Origin of the sequence: Streptomyces sp. NBC_00212, from assembly GCF_045206365.1 — a bacterium.
GTDB lineage: Bacteria > Actinomycetota > Actinomycetes > Streptomycetales > Streptomycetaceae > Streptomyces.
On record NZ_CP108115.1, the window covers coordinates 2,173,670 to 2,189,302 of the forward strand.

The 15,633-nt window shown below is 69.6% G+C and carries 8 protein-coding genes; 3 read left to right on the top strand and 5 right to left on the bottom strand.

Annotated features, from left to right (window positions below):
- Positions 1–177 precede the first annotated feature (177 nt).
- Entirely contained in the window at positions 178–7,215 is a 7,038-nt protein-coding gene (locus OHA17_RS09960) for an RHS repeat-associated core domain-containing protein (RefSeq protein ID WP_406505931.1), read from the top strand.
- Between the two features lie 576 nt (positions 7,216–7,791).
- Here OHA17_RS09960 and OHA17_RS09965 read toward each other — a convergent pair.
- The 3 genes from OHA17_RS09965 to OHA17_RS09975 all read right to left on the bottom strand — a co-directional run bounded on the left by OHA17_RS09965 (position 7,792) and on the right by OHA17_RS09975 (position 10,726).
- Complete coding sequence (locus OHA17_RS09965) at positions 7,792–8,727, bottom strand: ornithine cyclodeaminase family protein (protein ID WP_406505933.1); 936 nt, start codon at positions 8,725–8,727, stop codon at positions 7,792–7,794.
- 19 nt (positions 8,728–8,746) lie between these two features.
- Complete coding sequence (locus tag OHA17_RS09970; protein ID WP_406505935.1) at positions 8,747–9,748, bottom strand: proline racemase family protein; 1,002 nt, start codon at positions 9,746–9,748, stop codon at positions 8,747–8,749.
- Positions 9,749–9,817: 69 nt separating this feature from the next.
- A complete protein-coding gene (locus OHA17_RS09975) occupies positions 9,818–10,726 on the bottom strand; it encodes a dihydrodipicolinate synthase family protein (protein ID WP_406505937.1) in 909 nt (302 codons plus the stop codon).
- A gap of 242 nt (positions 10,727–10,968) precedes the next feature.
- On the opposite strand from OHA17_RS09975, the gene OHA17_RS09980 reads away from it, so the two are divergent.
- A complete protein-coding gene (locus OHA17_RS09980; protein ID WP_406505939.1) occupies positions 10,969–12,339 on the top strand; it encodes an aminopeptidase P family protein in 1,371 nt (456 codons plus the stop codon).
- A 36-nt stretch (positions 12,340–12,375) separates the two neighbouring features.
- Here OHA17_RS09980 and OHA17_RS09985 read toward each other — a convergent pair whose 3' ends face one another.
- Together OHA17_RS09985 and OHA17_RS09990 are read right to left on the bottom strand one after the other, a co-directional pair.
- Entirely contained in the window at positions 12,376–12,774 is a 399-nt protein-coding gene (locus tag OHA17_RS09985) for a RidA family protein (protein WP_406505941.1), read from the bottom strand.
- A complete protein-coding gene (locus tag OHA17_RS09990; RefSeq protein WP_406505943.1) occupies positions 12,771–13,880 on the bottom strand; it encodes an acyl-CoA dehydrogenase family protein in 1,110 nt (369 codons plus the stop codon). The genes OHA17_RS09985 and OHA17_RS09990 overlap by 4 nt, the downstream gene beginning before the upstream one ends.
- 132 nt (positions 13,881–14,012) lie before the next feature.
- Here OHA17_RS09990 and OHA17_RS09995 point away from each other — a divergent pair, with 132 nt between their 5' ends.
- Positions 14,013–15,629 (top strand): AMP-binding protein, encoded by a 1,617-nt coding sequence (locus OHA17_RS09995; RefSeq protein WP_406505945.1) that lies wholly within the window; start codon positions 14,013–14,015, stop codon positions 15,627–15,629.
- Positions 15,630–15,633 lie beyond the last annotated feature (4 nt).

The following is a 15,633-nucleotide window of genomic DNA, read 5'->3' on the forward strand; positions in this document are numbered from 1 at the left end:
AACTATGAAGACACCGTGCCTGTTCTGTGAGTTCTAGAGCCTTGTGTGCACGATTGCGCTCGAATCATTACCGGTCCATGGCTCATTGTTTTCTCACGCTTTCTCAGTGCATGGGAAAGGCAATAAGGGTCCACTGGTAGTTTTCCCATCTATTTTGTTTCCAGGGGTGGGGCTTTAGTGAAGAGCAAAAGCGGGAGCTTCTCGCTGATTTTCGGCTGGATCCGGCAGGCCTGCGCACGGCGCAATACGGTCGCTCTGGCGACCTGCCTGGCACTGACGCTGACCATGTTGTCGGGGGCTCCGGTCTTCGCCACCGGCCACAAACTGCCGAAGCTGTGGTCGCCTCGGCCGCTCGACAAACAGCATTCGGTCACCGGACATGACGGTGTATCAGCGGCGCCTCCGCAGGGCTCGGCATCACCCGCCCCGGGCCAGTCCGCGCCCGCTCCGGCTCCCGTGGCGTGGCCCAAGGCCACTCGCACGCTGGCGAATCCCGCCGGGGGCAACCCTGGATCCGCGCAGTCCCTCTCACCGAAGACCGCCCCCTCCGTTGCGCCCGGGCCCGCTCCTGTCATCGGAACGCCCGTCTGGCTGGGCCGTCCCGGATCCCTGACCAAGAACCATCCCACCGAGGCGCCCGGCCAGACGCCGGACAAGGTCGCGGTCACGGTCGCGGGACGCGACGAGGCGCAGCGGGCCGGTATCAACGGTGTCCTGGTCTCACTGGCCAACAACGCCACGACCAAGGGGGACGGCAACGTCTCGGTGGGCCTGGAGTACTCCGGGTTCGCCAATGCCTACGGCGGTGACTATGCCTCCCGACTGCAGCTGGTCCAGCTCCCGGCGTGCGCACTGACCACGCCTCAGGCCGTCCAGTGCCGCACCGCCAAGCCCGTCCCCTTCCACAACGACTTCGCGCACCACCGGCTGGTCGCCGACGTGGCTCTGCCCGCCTCGGGGACCGCCTCCGGCGCCGCTTCGCCGTCCACGGCACGGCTGAACAGTGCCTCGGTCACCCCGCAGGCCTCCTCGGCTGCCGCCCAGCCCATGGTCCTCGCAGCCGCGCCGGCGCCGGGCGGCGCCGCCGGCACCTACACCGCCACCACCCTTGCCCCGTCGGGCAGTTGGAGCGCCGGCACCTCGACGGGCGACTTCAACTGGACCTACCCGATCAGCGTTCCGTCGCCGCTGGGCGGCTCCGCCCCCGCGGTCTCGCTCTCCTACGACTCGGCGAGTCTCGACGGCAGGAACTCGGCCACCAACAATCAGGCGTCCTGGATCGGCGACGGCTGGGACTACGATCCCGGCTACATCGAGCGCTCCTACAAGCCGTGTTCCAAGGACGGCCAGCCCGACACCGTTGGCGACAACTGCTGGTCCGGCGAGAGCATGACCATGTCGCTGGGCGGGCGCTCCGTGAAGCTGGTCAAGGACGACGCCACCGGCACCTGGCGTGAGAACAGCGACGACGGCTCGCGGGTCGAGCACCTCACCGGCGCGGCGAACGGCGCCCAGAACGGTGAGTACTGGCGGATCACCACGACGAACGGTGTGCAGTACTACTTCGGCCTCAACCACGCCCCGGGCAGCACCACCACCCCCGCGACCAACTCCACGTGGACCGCCCCCGTCTTCGGCAACAACAGCGGCGAGCCCTGCCACGGGTCGACCTACGACACATCCTGGTGCCAGCAGGCCTGGCGCTGGTCGCTCGACTTCGTCGTGGACGCCAACCAGAACGTCACCACCTACGCGTACAACACGGAGTCCAACTACTACGCCAGGGGCACGACCAACACCCTGACGCCCTACATCCGGGGCGGATACCTGACGGCCATCACCTACGGCCAGCAGCTGCCGGACGTCGTGGCAGGCAAGAAGGCCGCAGCGCAGGTCCTCTTCACAACCGCAGAGCGCTGCATCCCGGACGCGAACTTCACCTGTGCCCCCAACCTGCTGACCACGGCCAACGCAACTCGCTGGCCGGATGTGCCGTTCGACCAGAACTGCCCCGCCACCGGGACCTGCACGAACCACGCTCCGTCGTTCTGGAGCACCAAGCGGCTGACGACCATCACCACTCAGGTCCTGGTCGGCTCCGCCTACTCCACCGCCGACACCTACGCGCTCACCCACCAGTTCCCGGCGCCGGGAGACACCGGCAAGCCCGCCCTGTGGCTGGCCTCGGTCACCCACACCGGCCACGACGGCGGCACGGCGGCCACCCCCACGGTCACCTTCCTCGGACAGCGGATGGCCAACAGGGTCGGGGCCGTTGACAACATTCCGCCGATCTTCCGGCTGCGGATCAACGCCATCAACACCGAGTCCGGCAGTCAGATCAACGTCGTCTACAAGGACCCGGAGTGCGTCAAGGGCAGCAACATGCCCGCGTCGCCCGACAGCAACACGATGGCCTGCTACCCCGTCTACTGGACTCCGCAGGGCGCGAGCGACCCGGTGCTGGACTGGTTCCACAAATACCTGGTCCAGCAAGTCACCGAGGTCGACAAGACCGGGATCGGCGCGGCCACCAAGACGACGTCGTACGAGTACCGCGGCGGCGCGGCCTGGCACCACGACGACGAGGAACTCGCCGACCCCAAGAACCGCACCTGGGGGCAGTTCCGCGGCTACGGCGAGGTCGTCACCCACACCGGTGCCGCGCCGCAGACGCTGACCCAGTCCTCCACGCTCTACATGCGTGGAATGAACGGCGACCTGAAGGCCGACGGCTCCAAGCGTGCCGTCGCCGTGACCGACTCGGGCGGCGGAAAGCTCGACGACGACGACCAGTTCGCGGGATTCGCGCGGGAGAGCCGGACGTACGACACCAACGGCGGCGCGCTGCAGTCGGCGACCCTGAACGACCCGTGGGCCGGCCGTGTCACCGCCACCCACAAGCGCACCGGGCTGCCCGACCTGACCGCTCGCCTGGGCGGGACCGCCGCCGTGCACCAGCGCGCGCTGCTGGCGGACGGTTCCTGGCGCACCACCGAGGTGGACACCACCTTCAACTCCGATGGACTGGTCACCGCCGTCGACGACAAGGGCGACGGCACCGCCGCCACTCCCGAGACGTGCACCAGGACCAGCTACGCCCAGAACACCGCGGCGAACATGCTGGCCTTCCCGGCCGAGGCCATCAAGGTCTCCGGGCCGTGCGGCACCACTCCCGATGCCTCCAACACCATCGCCGACACCCGCAACATCTACGACGGCAAGGCGTTCGGCACGCTGGGCGCGACGGGTGACATCTGGGAGACCCAGGCACTCGACCACTACGACAGCTCGGGCACCGCGCAGCTCAAGACGATCGGCACCACGACGTACGACACCTACGGCCGTACCACCAGCGTGACCAACGCGGCGGGTGCCACCACCTCCACCGCCTACACCCCGGCCACCGGCGCGCTGCCGACGTCTATCACCAGCACCCAGCCGGCCGTCGCTCCCGCCACCACCGGGTGGAAGAGCAGCACGACCTACGACCCGCTGCGCTCCGTCCCCCTCACCACGACGGACCCCAACGGCCGGATCACCGACGTCACGTACGACCCGCTGGGGCGGATCTCCGCCGTGTGGCTGCCCGGCCGGCCCAAGGCGAGCAAGTCCCCCAACACCAAGTTCTCCTACACCCTCACCAACACCACCCCCAGCGTGGTGACCACCCAGACGCTCCGCGAGGACGAGTCCTACGGCATCGACCACAAGCTCTACGACGGGCTGCTGCGCATGCGCCAGGAGCAGCAGAGCAGCGGCGACGGCGGCTCGGGCCGTTTGATCTCGGACACCTACTACGACAGCCACGGCTGGACGGTGAAGACCAACGCCGAGTACTACAACACGGCCGACCCCTCCACCACGCTCTACGTCGTCAACGACGACCAGGTGCCCTCGCAGACCGGCACCTACTTCGACGGAATGGGCCGCCCGGTGGCCCAGGCCCTCTCCAGCTACGCGGTCGAGCAGTGGCGCAGTACCACCGCCTATCCGGGTGCGGACCGGGTCGACGTGACACCGCCTCCCGGCGCATCGGCGACCAGCACGGTCAAGGACGCCCGCGGCCTGACCACCGAGCTGCTCCAGTACCACGGCGCCACTCCCACCGGAGACGCCGACGCCACGCACTTCCACTACAACGCCGCGGGCCAGCAGGACCTGGTGACGGACAGCGCGGGCAACAAGTGGAGCACCAGCTACGACCTGCGGGGCCGTAAAGCCTCCTCCACCGACCCGGACACCGGCACCACGAAGTTCACGTACGACGACCTGGACCAGGTCACCTCCACCACGGACGCCAGCGACAAGACGCTGGCCTACACCTACGACGCGCTCGGCCGGAAGACCGCGGAGTACGCCGGTTCGACCTCCGGCACCAAGCTCGCGTCCTGGACGTACGACACCCTGGCCAAGGGCTACCCCACCTCCTCGTCCCGATACGTCGGCGCCAACGCGTACACGACATCCGTGAACGGTTACGACACGGGCTACCGCCCGACGGGGTCGTCCGTCACCATTCCCACCTCGGAAGGAAAACTGGCGGGGACGTACAACACGGGCATGGCGTACACGCCGAACGTCGGGCTGCTGGACAGTACGACGATGCCCGCCGCGGGCGGCCTGAGCGGCGAGACCGTGTACTACTCGTACAACATCGCCGGACAGCTCCTCCTGGCCGGGGGTGACGCCGACTACCTGAGCGGCATGACCTACACCCCGCTCGGCCAGGTCCAGCGGAGCACGGCCGGTGACGTCCCCAACCAGGTCGTGCAGACCAACAGTTACGACGCGGCCACCGGTCGGGTCCTGAAGTCGACCCTGGACAAGGAGACCAACACCACCTCCTCGGTCGACTCCACGAGTTACACCTACACGCCGTCCGGGGCCGTCACGTCCGTCTCCGACGTCCAGGACACCGGAGCGACCGACACCCAGTGCTTCACCTACGACTACCTCGACCGGCTCACCGAGGCCTGGACCGACAAGGGTGGCACCGGCACCGAACCGGCGCCCAAGGCCGCTGGCATCGGCGGCTGCACGAACACCAAGCCCAGCGCCGCGAACCTGGGCGGCTCGAACCCGTACTGGCAGTCCTTCGGCTACGACCTGACCGGCAACCGCACCAGCGAAGTCGACCACGACGTAACGGGCAACACCGACAAGGACGCCACGCACACCGAGACCTACCCGGTCGCCGGGCAGGCGCACCCGCACGCGGTCCAGTCCATGACCACTGCCAGCAAGGCGGCCGGGACTAGCACGGACACCTTCGCCTACGACGCCTCGGGCAACACCACCGCCCACACCACGGGCGCCGGCACCCAGAACTTCACCTGGACCGACGAAGGCAAGCTCGACACCATCACCAAGACGCAGCAGGAAACGGGCACCGACTTCGTCTACGACGCCGACGGCAACCAGCTCCTGCGGCACGACGCCAGCACGGCGACCCTGTACCTGCCGGGCACCGAAGTCGTGCTCAACAAGGCGGCCAACACCACTTCGGCCACCCGCTACTACACCGCGCCCGGTGGTCTGACCGTCGCCCGCAGCACCGACGGCCACCTGACCTATCTGGCCTCCGACCCGAACGGCACCGACAACGTCGCGATCGACTCGGCCACCCTGTCCGTCCAACGCCGCCCGATGACCCCCTTCGGCCAGAACCGCAACGGCACCCCGGCCCCCACCAATTGGCCAGGTGACAAGGGCTTCGTCGGCGGCACCACAGACACCGACACCGGGCTCACCAACCTCGGCGCCCGCGAATACGACCCGGACCTGGGCCGCTTCCTCTCCGTTGACCCCGTCTTCGACGCGACCAACCCGCAGTCCATCAACGGCTACGCCTACTCGGGCAACACCCCGGTCACCAGCAGCGACCCGACCGGCTTGATGCAGATGTGCGGCGAGGGCGGCGCGGCCTGCTACGGGGACGACTTCAACACCGACGGCACGGCCAACACCGACAACAACCGGGGCACGACGAACGACAAGCCGAAGCCGCGGTACGTCAGCAAGCCGAAGCCGAAGAAGCACCACCACTGGTGGGACAAGGCCGTCGACTGGGCCGCGGACCACGTCGTGGAGATCGCGGTCACCGTGGTCGTCGTCTCGGTGGTCGTGGGATGCATCGCCGCGACGGCGGGGGCCTGCGCCGGAGTACTGGTGGCAGCCGCAGAAGGATTCGCGGCTGGTGCCGAGTTCGGGGTGACCACAGCGGTCGTAGGAGCCGCCGTCGGGGCGGGAGCCGAAGCGGTATCAGTGCTGGGCGTCGGATCAGCGATCGTGGCCGGCGCGGCCAGGATGGCGAAGTCGGCGAAGTCAGCGGGTAAGGCGAGTGCGGAGGACGAGGCAGCGGCAACCGCGGCCAAGGGAGACGGTGGCCTGGCCGCCGGCAAGGAAGAAGCTCCCTCATCGGGAGGCTGCGCCAGCAAGAACAGCTTCCCCGCCTCGACCACCGTCCTACTGGCCAGCGGCGCGGCCATTCCGATCAGTCAGGTCAAGGTCGGCGACACGGTCGAGGCGACCGATCCGCTGACCGATACGACGAAGTCCGAGAAGGTCACGGACGTCATTGCCACGCTGACGGACAAGGACTTCACCGACGTCACGGTCCGCGCAGCGGATGGCGACCACACGATCACTTCCACGCAGCATCACCCGTACTGGGACGCCAGCCGGAAGCAATGGGTCGATGCGGCCGAACTGAAGCCAGGCGAGCTTCTCCGGGAACCGGATGGCACCCTGATCAGGGTCGTCAGCGTGCGGAGTTACCACCGTTCCGTCACCACGTACAACCTGACCGTCGACCACATCCACACGTACTATGTGCTGGCGGGGGCTACGCCAGTACTCGTCCATAACTGTGGCGAGCAGATATATGAGGCGGGTGGAAAGCACGGTTCTGAGGCGCGAGGCAGTTCTCGTGGTGAGAATAGCGCTGAGCCTCAGGATGGACAGGGGGCACTGGATAACTCGGTGCAGATTAAGCCCACTTCGCCACGCCGAGTTGGAGTTGACCCTTCCAACGGAGACACTGTAATCCTGGACCGGACTGGTGAGGTCCCCTGCGACTGCACTACACCCAGTGGAACTAACGAGGTCTATCATGGGCACGTTCGAACCAATTTGGGCACAGATCCTGGCATGGCAAAAGCGCAGGCCGTCCTACGCAGAGGGATCAAGGCGGGGCTGATTAAGGTGCCGTGATGAATCAAGAACAACAGGAACTAGAAGCTTGGCGGGCAGCCATGGTGTCTGACCTTGAGGGTACAGACACCGGGCTAGCCACCAGGGCCCTGCTAGCGTTGACGTATGACGATCCAGACCGTAGGACGGTTGAAGTCATCTTGCTCCGTCAGCTTTCTCCTGAAGTTAACGATCAAGTTAGGGCTCTCGCTGTAACTTGCATGGGGCACATCGGGAGAATTCATCAAGCGGTGAGTTCTGACGTAGTCCATCGCCTCAAGGAATTGCTCGACGATCCAATATTGGGCGGTCGAGCAGAGGATGCACTTGACGACATTAGATCCTTCACACGTGGCGAGCTGGATCTTTAGCGATCTGAATCCTCACCCCGAAGGCGAGTACTGATGTTCGGCAGGCGTTGACGGGACTCGAATGTCGCAACGCTCGTGCCGTCAAACGCCGATGGAGCCCGCCGGAATTTCATTCCGGCGGGCTCCATCGGCGTTTGACGGCTACGGCTACGGCAACGTCAGCACCCAGGGTGGGCTCAAGGGCCGCTGTCCCACGCACCGTGGACAGCTGAACAAGCAGTAGCGCTCAGGTCGCGCGAGGGCCCACCGGCCACCGCTCGTGCACCGCCCCCGCCACCGCCAGATCCTCCCAGGCCATGCCCACGCTCTTGAAGAAGCGCGGGCGGTCGCCCGGAGGTCGCACCCCGTCGCGTACCAGGTCGGACAGGGTGCCCGTGATGTGGGCCTCGCCGATTACACCCTCGGCCAGCGGGATCAGCAGGTCTCCCGCCTCGCGCAGGGCGGCCGTCCGCGCCTCCACCCAGAGCGAGGAGCGCCGCACCAGCTCCGAGTCCGCTTCGCGTACGGCGGGCTGGTGCGAGCCGACCGCCACGACCGTGGCGTGGGCGGGGATGCGGCGCCCGTCGAAGAGCGGTTCGCGCGCCGTGGTGCAGCAGATCACGAGGTCGGCGGACGACACATCCGACGGCTCGCCGGTGCGGGCCTCCAGACCCAGCTCGTGGGCGTACGTCACCAGGCGTTCGGCTGCCTCGCCTGTGCGCGACACGACCACAACATGCGTCAAGTCCCTTGTGTTCAGGGCTGATTCGAGGTGTGCGTAAGCCTGCGGCCCCGCCCCGAACAGGACCAGGCGGGTCGCGTCCGGTTCGGCGAGGGCTTCGATCGCCAGGGCCGAGACGGCCGCCGTGCGCACCGTGGTCAGCGCGGCCGCGTCCAGTACCGCGAGCGGCAGCAGGGTCGGGCCGTCCAGGAGGAGGTAGCTGCCGGTGATGCGGGGCAGCCCTCGGCCCGGGTTGGCGGGTGCGACCCCCGCGATCTTCACGCCTGCGTACGTCGTCGAAGCGGCCGGCATGATCAACAACTCCCCTGCGGGAACAGGAACGTTGGACCGGGCCGGGCACTGCTCCGGGTCGAGGCCCGCGCGCAGGGCCCCGGCCAGGGCGGCGGCCGCCCCGGCCGGGGGCAGCAGCGCCGCGATGTCGTCGGCGTCGAGATGGATCACAGCGGCGAGCCTTCGTGGGTCACAGCAGGAACCCCGCCGGGAACGGGTCCGACGGGTCCAGGAAGTACTGGGCCGTCCCTGTGATCCAGGCCCGGCCGGTGACCGTGGGCACGACCGCGGGGAGCCCGCCCACGCTGGTCTCGTCCACCAGGCGCCCGGTGAACTCCGTACCGATGAACGACTCGTTGGTGAAGTCCTGGTGCAGGGGCAGCTCGCCCCGCGCGTGCAGTTGGGCCATCCGCGCGGAGGTGCCCGTGCCGCACGGCGAGCGGTCGAACCAGCCCGGGTGGATCGCCATGGCGTGGCGTGAGCGCGTCGCGTTCGAGCCGGGGGCGGCCAGGTAGACGTGCTTCACCCCGGCGATCTCCGGATTCTCGGGGTGCACCGGCGGGTCGGTCGCGTTGATGGCGGCCATGATGGCGAGCCCCGCGGCGAGCAGGTCGTCCTTGCGCTCCCGGTCGAAGGGGAGGTCGAGCGCTTCGAGTTCGACGAAGGCGTAGAAGTTGCCTCCGTACGCGAGGTCGTAGGTCACCGTGCCGAGGCCCGGGACCTCCGTCTTGCGGTCGAGGGCCAGGCAGAACGAGGGGACGTTGGTCAGGGTGACCGAGCGGGCCTCGCCGTCCTCGACCTGTACGTCCACACTCACCAGGCCCGCCGGAGTGTCCAGGCGCACGGTGGTGACGGGTTCGGTGACCGCCACCATTCCGGTCTCCACCAGCACGGTGGCCACCCCGATCGTGCCGTGTCCGCACATCGGGAGGAGGCCGGAGACCTCGATGTAGAGGACGCCGTAGTCCGCGTCGGGCCGGGTCGGCGGCTGGAGGATCGCGCCGCTCATCGACGCGTGGCCGCGCGGCTCGTACATCAGGAGCGTACGGATGTGGTCGAGGTGCTCCATGAAGTGGAGGCGCCGCTCGGCCATGGTGGCGCCGGGGATGACGCCGAGACCGCCGGTGATGACGCGGGTCGGCATGCCTTCGGTGTGCGAGTCGACGGCGTGGTAGACGTGTCGGGTCCGCATGAATTCGCCTTCCTGGAAAGCTGGTTGGGTCCGGGCCGCCCGCACCGGACTGCCCTGCTCCGGTCCGGGCTACTTGTGGCCTTCGGCGAGCGCCTTCTCGGTGGCGGCGCGCACCACGGCGTCCTGTTCGGCGGTGAGCGGCTGGCGGGGCGGCCGGACCGGGCCGCCCAGCCGGCCGGCCAGGTCCATGGAGAGCTTGATGGCCTGGATGAACTCGGTCTTGGAGTCCCAGCGCAGCAGCGGGTGCAGCGCCCGGTAGAGGGGGCGGGCGGTGGCGAGGTCGCCCGCGAGGGCCGCGTGGTAGAGCTCGGCGCAGGAGGCGGGCAGGGCGTTGGGGTAACCGGCGATCCAGCCGACCGCGCCGGCCAGGGCCAGTTCGAGCAGCACGTCGTCGGCGCCCACCAACAGGTCCAGTTCCGGGGCGAGTTCGGCGAGTTCGTAGGCCCTGCGCACATCTCCGCTGAACTCCTTGACGGCGACGATGCTGCCGTCGGCGTACAACTGGGCGAGCAGCGCGGGCGTCAGGTCGACCTTGGTGTCGTACGGGTTGTTGTAGGCGACGACGGGCAGGCCCGCCTTGGCGACCTCGGCGTAGTGGGCCCGCACCGAGCGCTCGTCGGCGCGGTAGGCGTTCGGCGGGAGCAGCAGCACGGAGCCCGCGCCGGCCTCGGCGGCCTGTTCCGCCCAGCGGCGGGATTCCGTGCTGCCGTACGCGGCGACACCCACCATGACGCGGTCGCCGTCGCCCGCCGCCTCGACGGCGGTGTGTACGACGCGGGCCCGCTCCTCGTCGGTCAGGGTCTGGTATTCGCCGAGCGAACCGTTCGGCACGACGCCGTCGCTACCACTGTCGATCAGCCAACGCACGTGCTGCGCATAGGAGTTGAGGTCGACGGAAAGGTCGGAGCGCAGGGGAAGCGCGGTCGCGACGAGGATTCCGTGCCAGGGGCGGATGCGCTGGGGTGCTGCAGACGTCATGGTCGAACTCCCTAGTGTGGTGTGTGACATTTTACTGACCAATGGCGGGTGCCCACAAGGGTCCGACCTCGGTCGACTCGGCCGAATGGGCACTCGGGCAGATGGGCGCTTGGGCGGCTCAAGGGAGGGGTTGTGAGCTGTGACATAGTAATGTGAAATTGCACTACGCGCCCCGTGCACCCGCTCATCCGTGCACCCCGGCGCACCCACCCTTGCCCATCCCCCTCACCCCGGGAGACCCGATGGCCGAGCGCCCCGCACCCCTCAACACCGGCAGCCACGACCTTCCCATCAGCCCTGAACTCGCCGCGTTCATGAGCGGCGACTGGGCCCCGACTCCGCTGCCCCGGGACGCCCGGGTGTCCGGATCCGACGTCATGCCGGGCCGCCGGGCACGGCTTTCCGCCCGCTTTCCCGGAGAGCGACTGATCGTGCCCGCCGGGGAGTTGAGGGTACGCACCAACGACTGCGACCACCGCTTCCGCCCGCACAGCGCGTACGCCTGGCTGACCGGCCTCACCGGCGAGGACCAGCCCGGCCACGTCCTGGCCCTGGAGCCGTCCGGCTCCCGGCACGAGGCGGTGCTCTATCTGCGGCCCCGCTCGCCGCGTGCCGACGGCGACGACGAGTTCTACCGCGACCGCAGGTACGGCGAGTTCTGGGTGGGCCGCCGCCCCGACCTCGCGGAGACCGAGCGCCTGACCGGCATCCGCTGCGCCCACGTGGACGAGCTGGACGCGGCGGCCCCCGGCCGCGACGCCGCCACCGATCCCGAACTCGCCACCGCACTCTCCGAGTTGAGGCTGGTCAAGGATGCCTGGGAGGTGGCTCAGCTCCAGCTCGCCGTCGACCACACCACCGCGGGCTTCGAGGACGTCGTGCGCTCCCTGCCGCGCGCACTGGCCCACCCGCGCGGCGAGCGGCTGCTCGAAGGCGCCTTCGGGGCGCGGGCCCGCGCCGAGGGCAACGGCACCGGGTACGAGACGATCGCCGCGTCCGGGGCGCACGCCTGCGTACTGCACTGGATCCGCAACGACGGGCGGCTCGACCCCCAGGACCTGCTCCTGCTCGACGCGGGCGTGGAGACCGACACCCTGTACACGGCCGACATCACCCGCACCCTGCCGCTGTCCGGCCGCTTCTCCCCCGTCCAGCGCCAGGTGTACGAACTCGTCCTGGCCGCGCAGGACGCGGGCATCGCGGCGCTGCGGCCGGGCGCCGCCTTCCGCGACTTCCACCGGGCCGCGATGGGGGTGATCGCGGAGGGCCTCGCCGAGTGGGGCGTCCTGAAGAGCGCGTCGGGCGAGCTGCACCGCCGCTACACGCTGTGCGGCAGCGGGCACATGCTCGGCCTGGACGTCCACGACTGCGCGAAGGCCCGCGCCGAGACGTACCTGGACGGCGTCCTGGAGCCCGGCCAGGTCCTCACGGTGGAGCCCGGCCTCTACCTCCAGCCGGACGACGAAACCCTGCCGCCCGAACTGCGCGGCATAGGCGTCCGCATCGAGGACGACCTGGTGATCACGGAGACCGGCGCCCACCTGATGTCGGGCGCGCTGCCGAGGTCGGTGGCGGGGGTGGAGGACTGGATGGGGGCGTTGCTGGAGGGGTGAGTCGGTTGCCTCGGTGGGCGGCACCACCCCTGGCGCCTACTCCAGCACCGCGAACCCGTCCAGCTCGACCAAGGCCTCCGCGTCCCACAGTCGAACCACCCCGATCACCGCCATCGCCGGGTAGTCCCGCCCCGCCAACTCCCGCCAGATGGCGCCCAGTTCACGCGCCTGCTCCCGGTAAGCGGCAACATCCGTCGCGTACACGGTGACCCGCGCGAGGTCGCCCGGCGAACCCCCCGCCGCGGCCAGCGCCGCGAGCAGGTTGGTCAGGGCCGTGCGGAACTGCTCGGGCAGGGTGGCGCCCACCACCTTGCCGTCCCCGTCGAGCGCGGTCTGCCCCGCGAGGAAGACCACGCGCGACCCGGTGGCGACGACGGCATGGCTGAACCCCGTCGCCGGGGACAGCGCGGCGGGGTTCACTCGGTCGAGGCTCACCGGTACAGCTCCTTCGCGATGATCGTGCGCTGCACTTCGCTCGCCCCCTCGTAGATGCGGGGCGCGCGGACCTCACGGTAGAGGTGTTCGAGGAGGTGCCCGCGTTGCAGCGCGCGGGCGCCGTGGAGCTGGACCGCCGCGTCGACGACGTACTGCGCGGTCTCGGTGGCGAACAGCTTCGCCATGGCCGAGCCGCGCGCGATGCCCGCCTCACCCCGGTCGTGGGCGGCGGCCGCCGCGTACACCAGGAGCCGGGCCGCCTCGGTCCGCGTCGCCATGTCGGCGACCCGGTGGGCGACCGCCTGGAGGTCTTTGAGCGGGCCGCCGAACGCGGTGCGCCGGGCGGTGTGCGCGAGCGTCGCGTCAAGGGCCGCCTGCGCCATGCCGACGGCGAACGCCCCGACGCTCGGCCGGAACAGGTTGAGCGTGTTCATCGCGACCCGGAAGCCCTGGTCGGGCTCGCCCAGGACGTCGTCGGCGCTCACCGGCACGCCGTCGAAGTCGAGGCTGCCGATCGCGTGCGGGGAGAGCATGTCGAGCGCGGCGCCGGTGAGGCCGGGCCGGTCGGCGGGGACCAGGAAGGCCGTCACTCCGCGTGCGCCGGCGTCCGGTGTCGTACGGGCGAAGACGGTGTAGAAGTCGGCCTCGGGGGCGTTGGAGATCCAGCACTTCTCGCCCGTCAGGCGCCAACCCCCTTGGTTCTCAACGGCGTTGAGGCTGAGGGCGGCCGCGTCCGAGCCCGCGTCCGGCTCGCTCAGCGCGAAGGCCGCGACCGCGCGGCCCGCCGTCACCTCGGGCAGCCAGCGCCCGCGCTGCGCGGGCGTCCCGTACGCGGCGACCGGGTGCGCGCCGAGGCCTTGGAGGGCGAGCGCGGTCTCGGCCTCGGTGCACGCGTACGCCAGCGCTTCGCGCATCAGGCACAGGTCGAGCGCGCCGGATTCGAAGAGCCGGGCGAGCAGCCCGTGCTCGCCGAGCGCCTCGACGAGTGGCCGGTTGACCCGACCTGGCTCACCCTTGTCCGCAAGGGGGCGCAGCCGCGCCCCGGCGAGCACCCGCAGTTCCCCGCACCATTCCAGCTGGTCCGGCTCCAGCGCGAATCCGGGCATGGCCACCCCTTTCCACTCGGGTTCCGACTGTTCCACTCGGCTCCGACAACGACAGACACCTGCCCTATCGCGAACTGTTGACTGTCGTCATCCAAACGATACGCTCCAGAGGCGACAAGGGGGCGATCCCGTATGGAGCTGAAGAACTCAGCGCACGCCGACACCTTTCCCCGCGACCATCTGCCGCCCACCGATCAGTGGCCGGACCTGGTCCTCGGCCCGCCGGGGCCGCACTACCCCGAGCGGCTCAACTGCGGCGCCGAACTCCTCGACGCCACCATCGAGCGCTTCGGCCCGGACCGCCCCGTCTTCCGCACCGGCCAGGGCGAGGTCTGGACGTACCGGGAACTGCGCGACCGCGTCGACCGGATCGCGCACGTCCTGACCGGTGAGCTCGGCGTGGTGCCCGGCAACCGGGTGCTGCTGCGCGGGCCGACCACGCCGTGGCTGGCCGCGTGCTGGCTGGCGGTGATGAAGGCGGGCGCGGTCGCCGTCACCGTGCTGGCCCAGCAGCGCGCGCACGAGCTGGGCGTGATGTGCTCCATCGCGCGGATCAGCCACGCGCTGTGCGACGCCCGCGCACTCGCCGACCTGGAGCAGGCCGATGCGCCCGGCCTGCGCATCACGGCGTACGGCGGCGACGGGCCCGTAGATCTCCTGAACCTGGTCAAGCGGGCGCCCGCCGGGCGGTTCACCGCCGTGGACACCTCGGCGGACGACGTCGCCCTGATCGCCTTCACCTCGGGCACGACCGGACGTCCCAAGGGCTGTATGCACTTCCACCGCGATGTGCTCGCCATAGCCGACACGTTCGCCCGGCACGTCCTGAAGCCGACACCCGACGACGTCTTCGCGGGCAGCCCCCCGCTCGGCTTCACCTTCGGGCTCGGCGGCCTGGTCGTCTTCCCGCTGCGGGCCGGCGCCTCGGCCCTGCTGCTCGAACAGGCGGGCCCCCGGCAGCTGTTGCCCGCCCTCGCCGAGCACCGCGTATCGGTCCTGTTCACCGCGCCGACCGCGTACCGGACGATGCTGGAGGAACTCGACGCGCACGACCTGGGCGCCCTGCGCCGCTGCGTATCGGCCGGCGAGAACCTCCCGGCGGCGACCTGGCGGGCCTGGGAGGAGCGCACCGGCCTGCGCATCATCAACGGCATCGGCGCCACCGAACTCCTGCACATCTTCATCTCCGCGGCGGACGAGGACATCCGGCCCGGCACCACCGGCCGGCCCGTGCCCGGCTGGCAGGCCCGCATCGTCGACGGGCAGGGCAGGCCCGTCCCGGACGGCGAGCCCGGACTGCTCGCCGTGCGCGGCCCGGTCGGCTGCCGCTACCTCGCGGACGAGCGGCAGCGCGAGTACGTGCGCGACGGCTGGAACGTCACGGGTGACACCTATGTGCGCGACAGCGACGGCTGGTTCCGGTACGTGGCCCGCGCCGACGACATGATCATTTCGGCCGGGTTCAACATCGCGGGCCCCGAGGTCGAGGACGCGCTCCTGCGCCACCCCGACGTCACGGAGGCCGCGGTGGTGGGACGGCCCGACGAACGGCGCGGTCATGTCGTCGTCGCGTACTGCGTACTGCGGCCGGGGGTGGCGCGCGGCGCGGACACGGTGGCACTGCTGCGCGACTTCGTGAAGTCCGAGCTCGTCCCGTACAAGTGCCCGCGCGAGATCGTCTTCCTGGACGCGCTCCCCCGCACACCCACCGGCAAGCTCCAGCGCTTCCGGCTGCGGGAACTAGAGTGATCAC

Excerpts from the sequence above, each read along its gene's own strand:
- OHA17_RS09970 (WP_406505935.1), bottom strand. The coding sequence starts at position 9,748 with ATGCGGACCCGACACGTCTACCACGCCGTCGACTCGCACACCGAAGGC.
- OHA17_RS09975 (WP_406505937.1), bottom strand. The coding sequence starts at position 10,726 with ATGACGTCTGCAGCACCCCAGCGCATCCGCCCCTGGCACGGAATCCTC.
- OHA17_RS09980 (WP_406505939.1), top strand. The coding sequence starts at position 10,969 with ATGGCCGAGCGCCCCGCACCCCTCAACACCGGCAGCCACGACCTTCCC.
- OHA17_RS09990 (WP_406505943.1), bottom strand. The coding sequence starts at position 13,880 with ATGCCCGGATTCGCGCTGGAGCCGGACCAGCTGGAATGGTGCGGGGAA.
- OHA17_RS09995 (WP_406505945.1), top strand. The coding sequence starts at position 14,013 with ATGGAGCTGAAGAACTCAGCGCACGCCGACACCTTTCCCCGCGACCAT.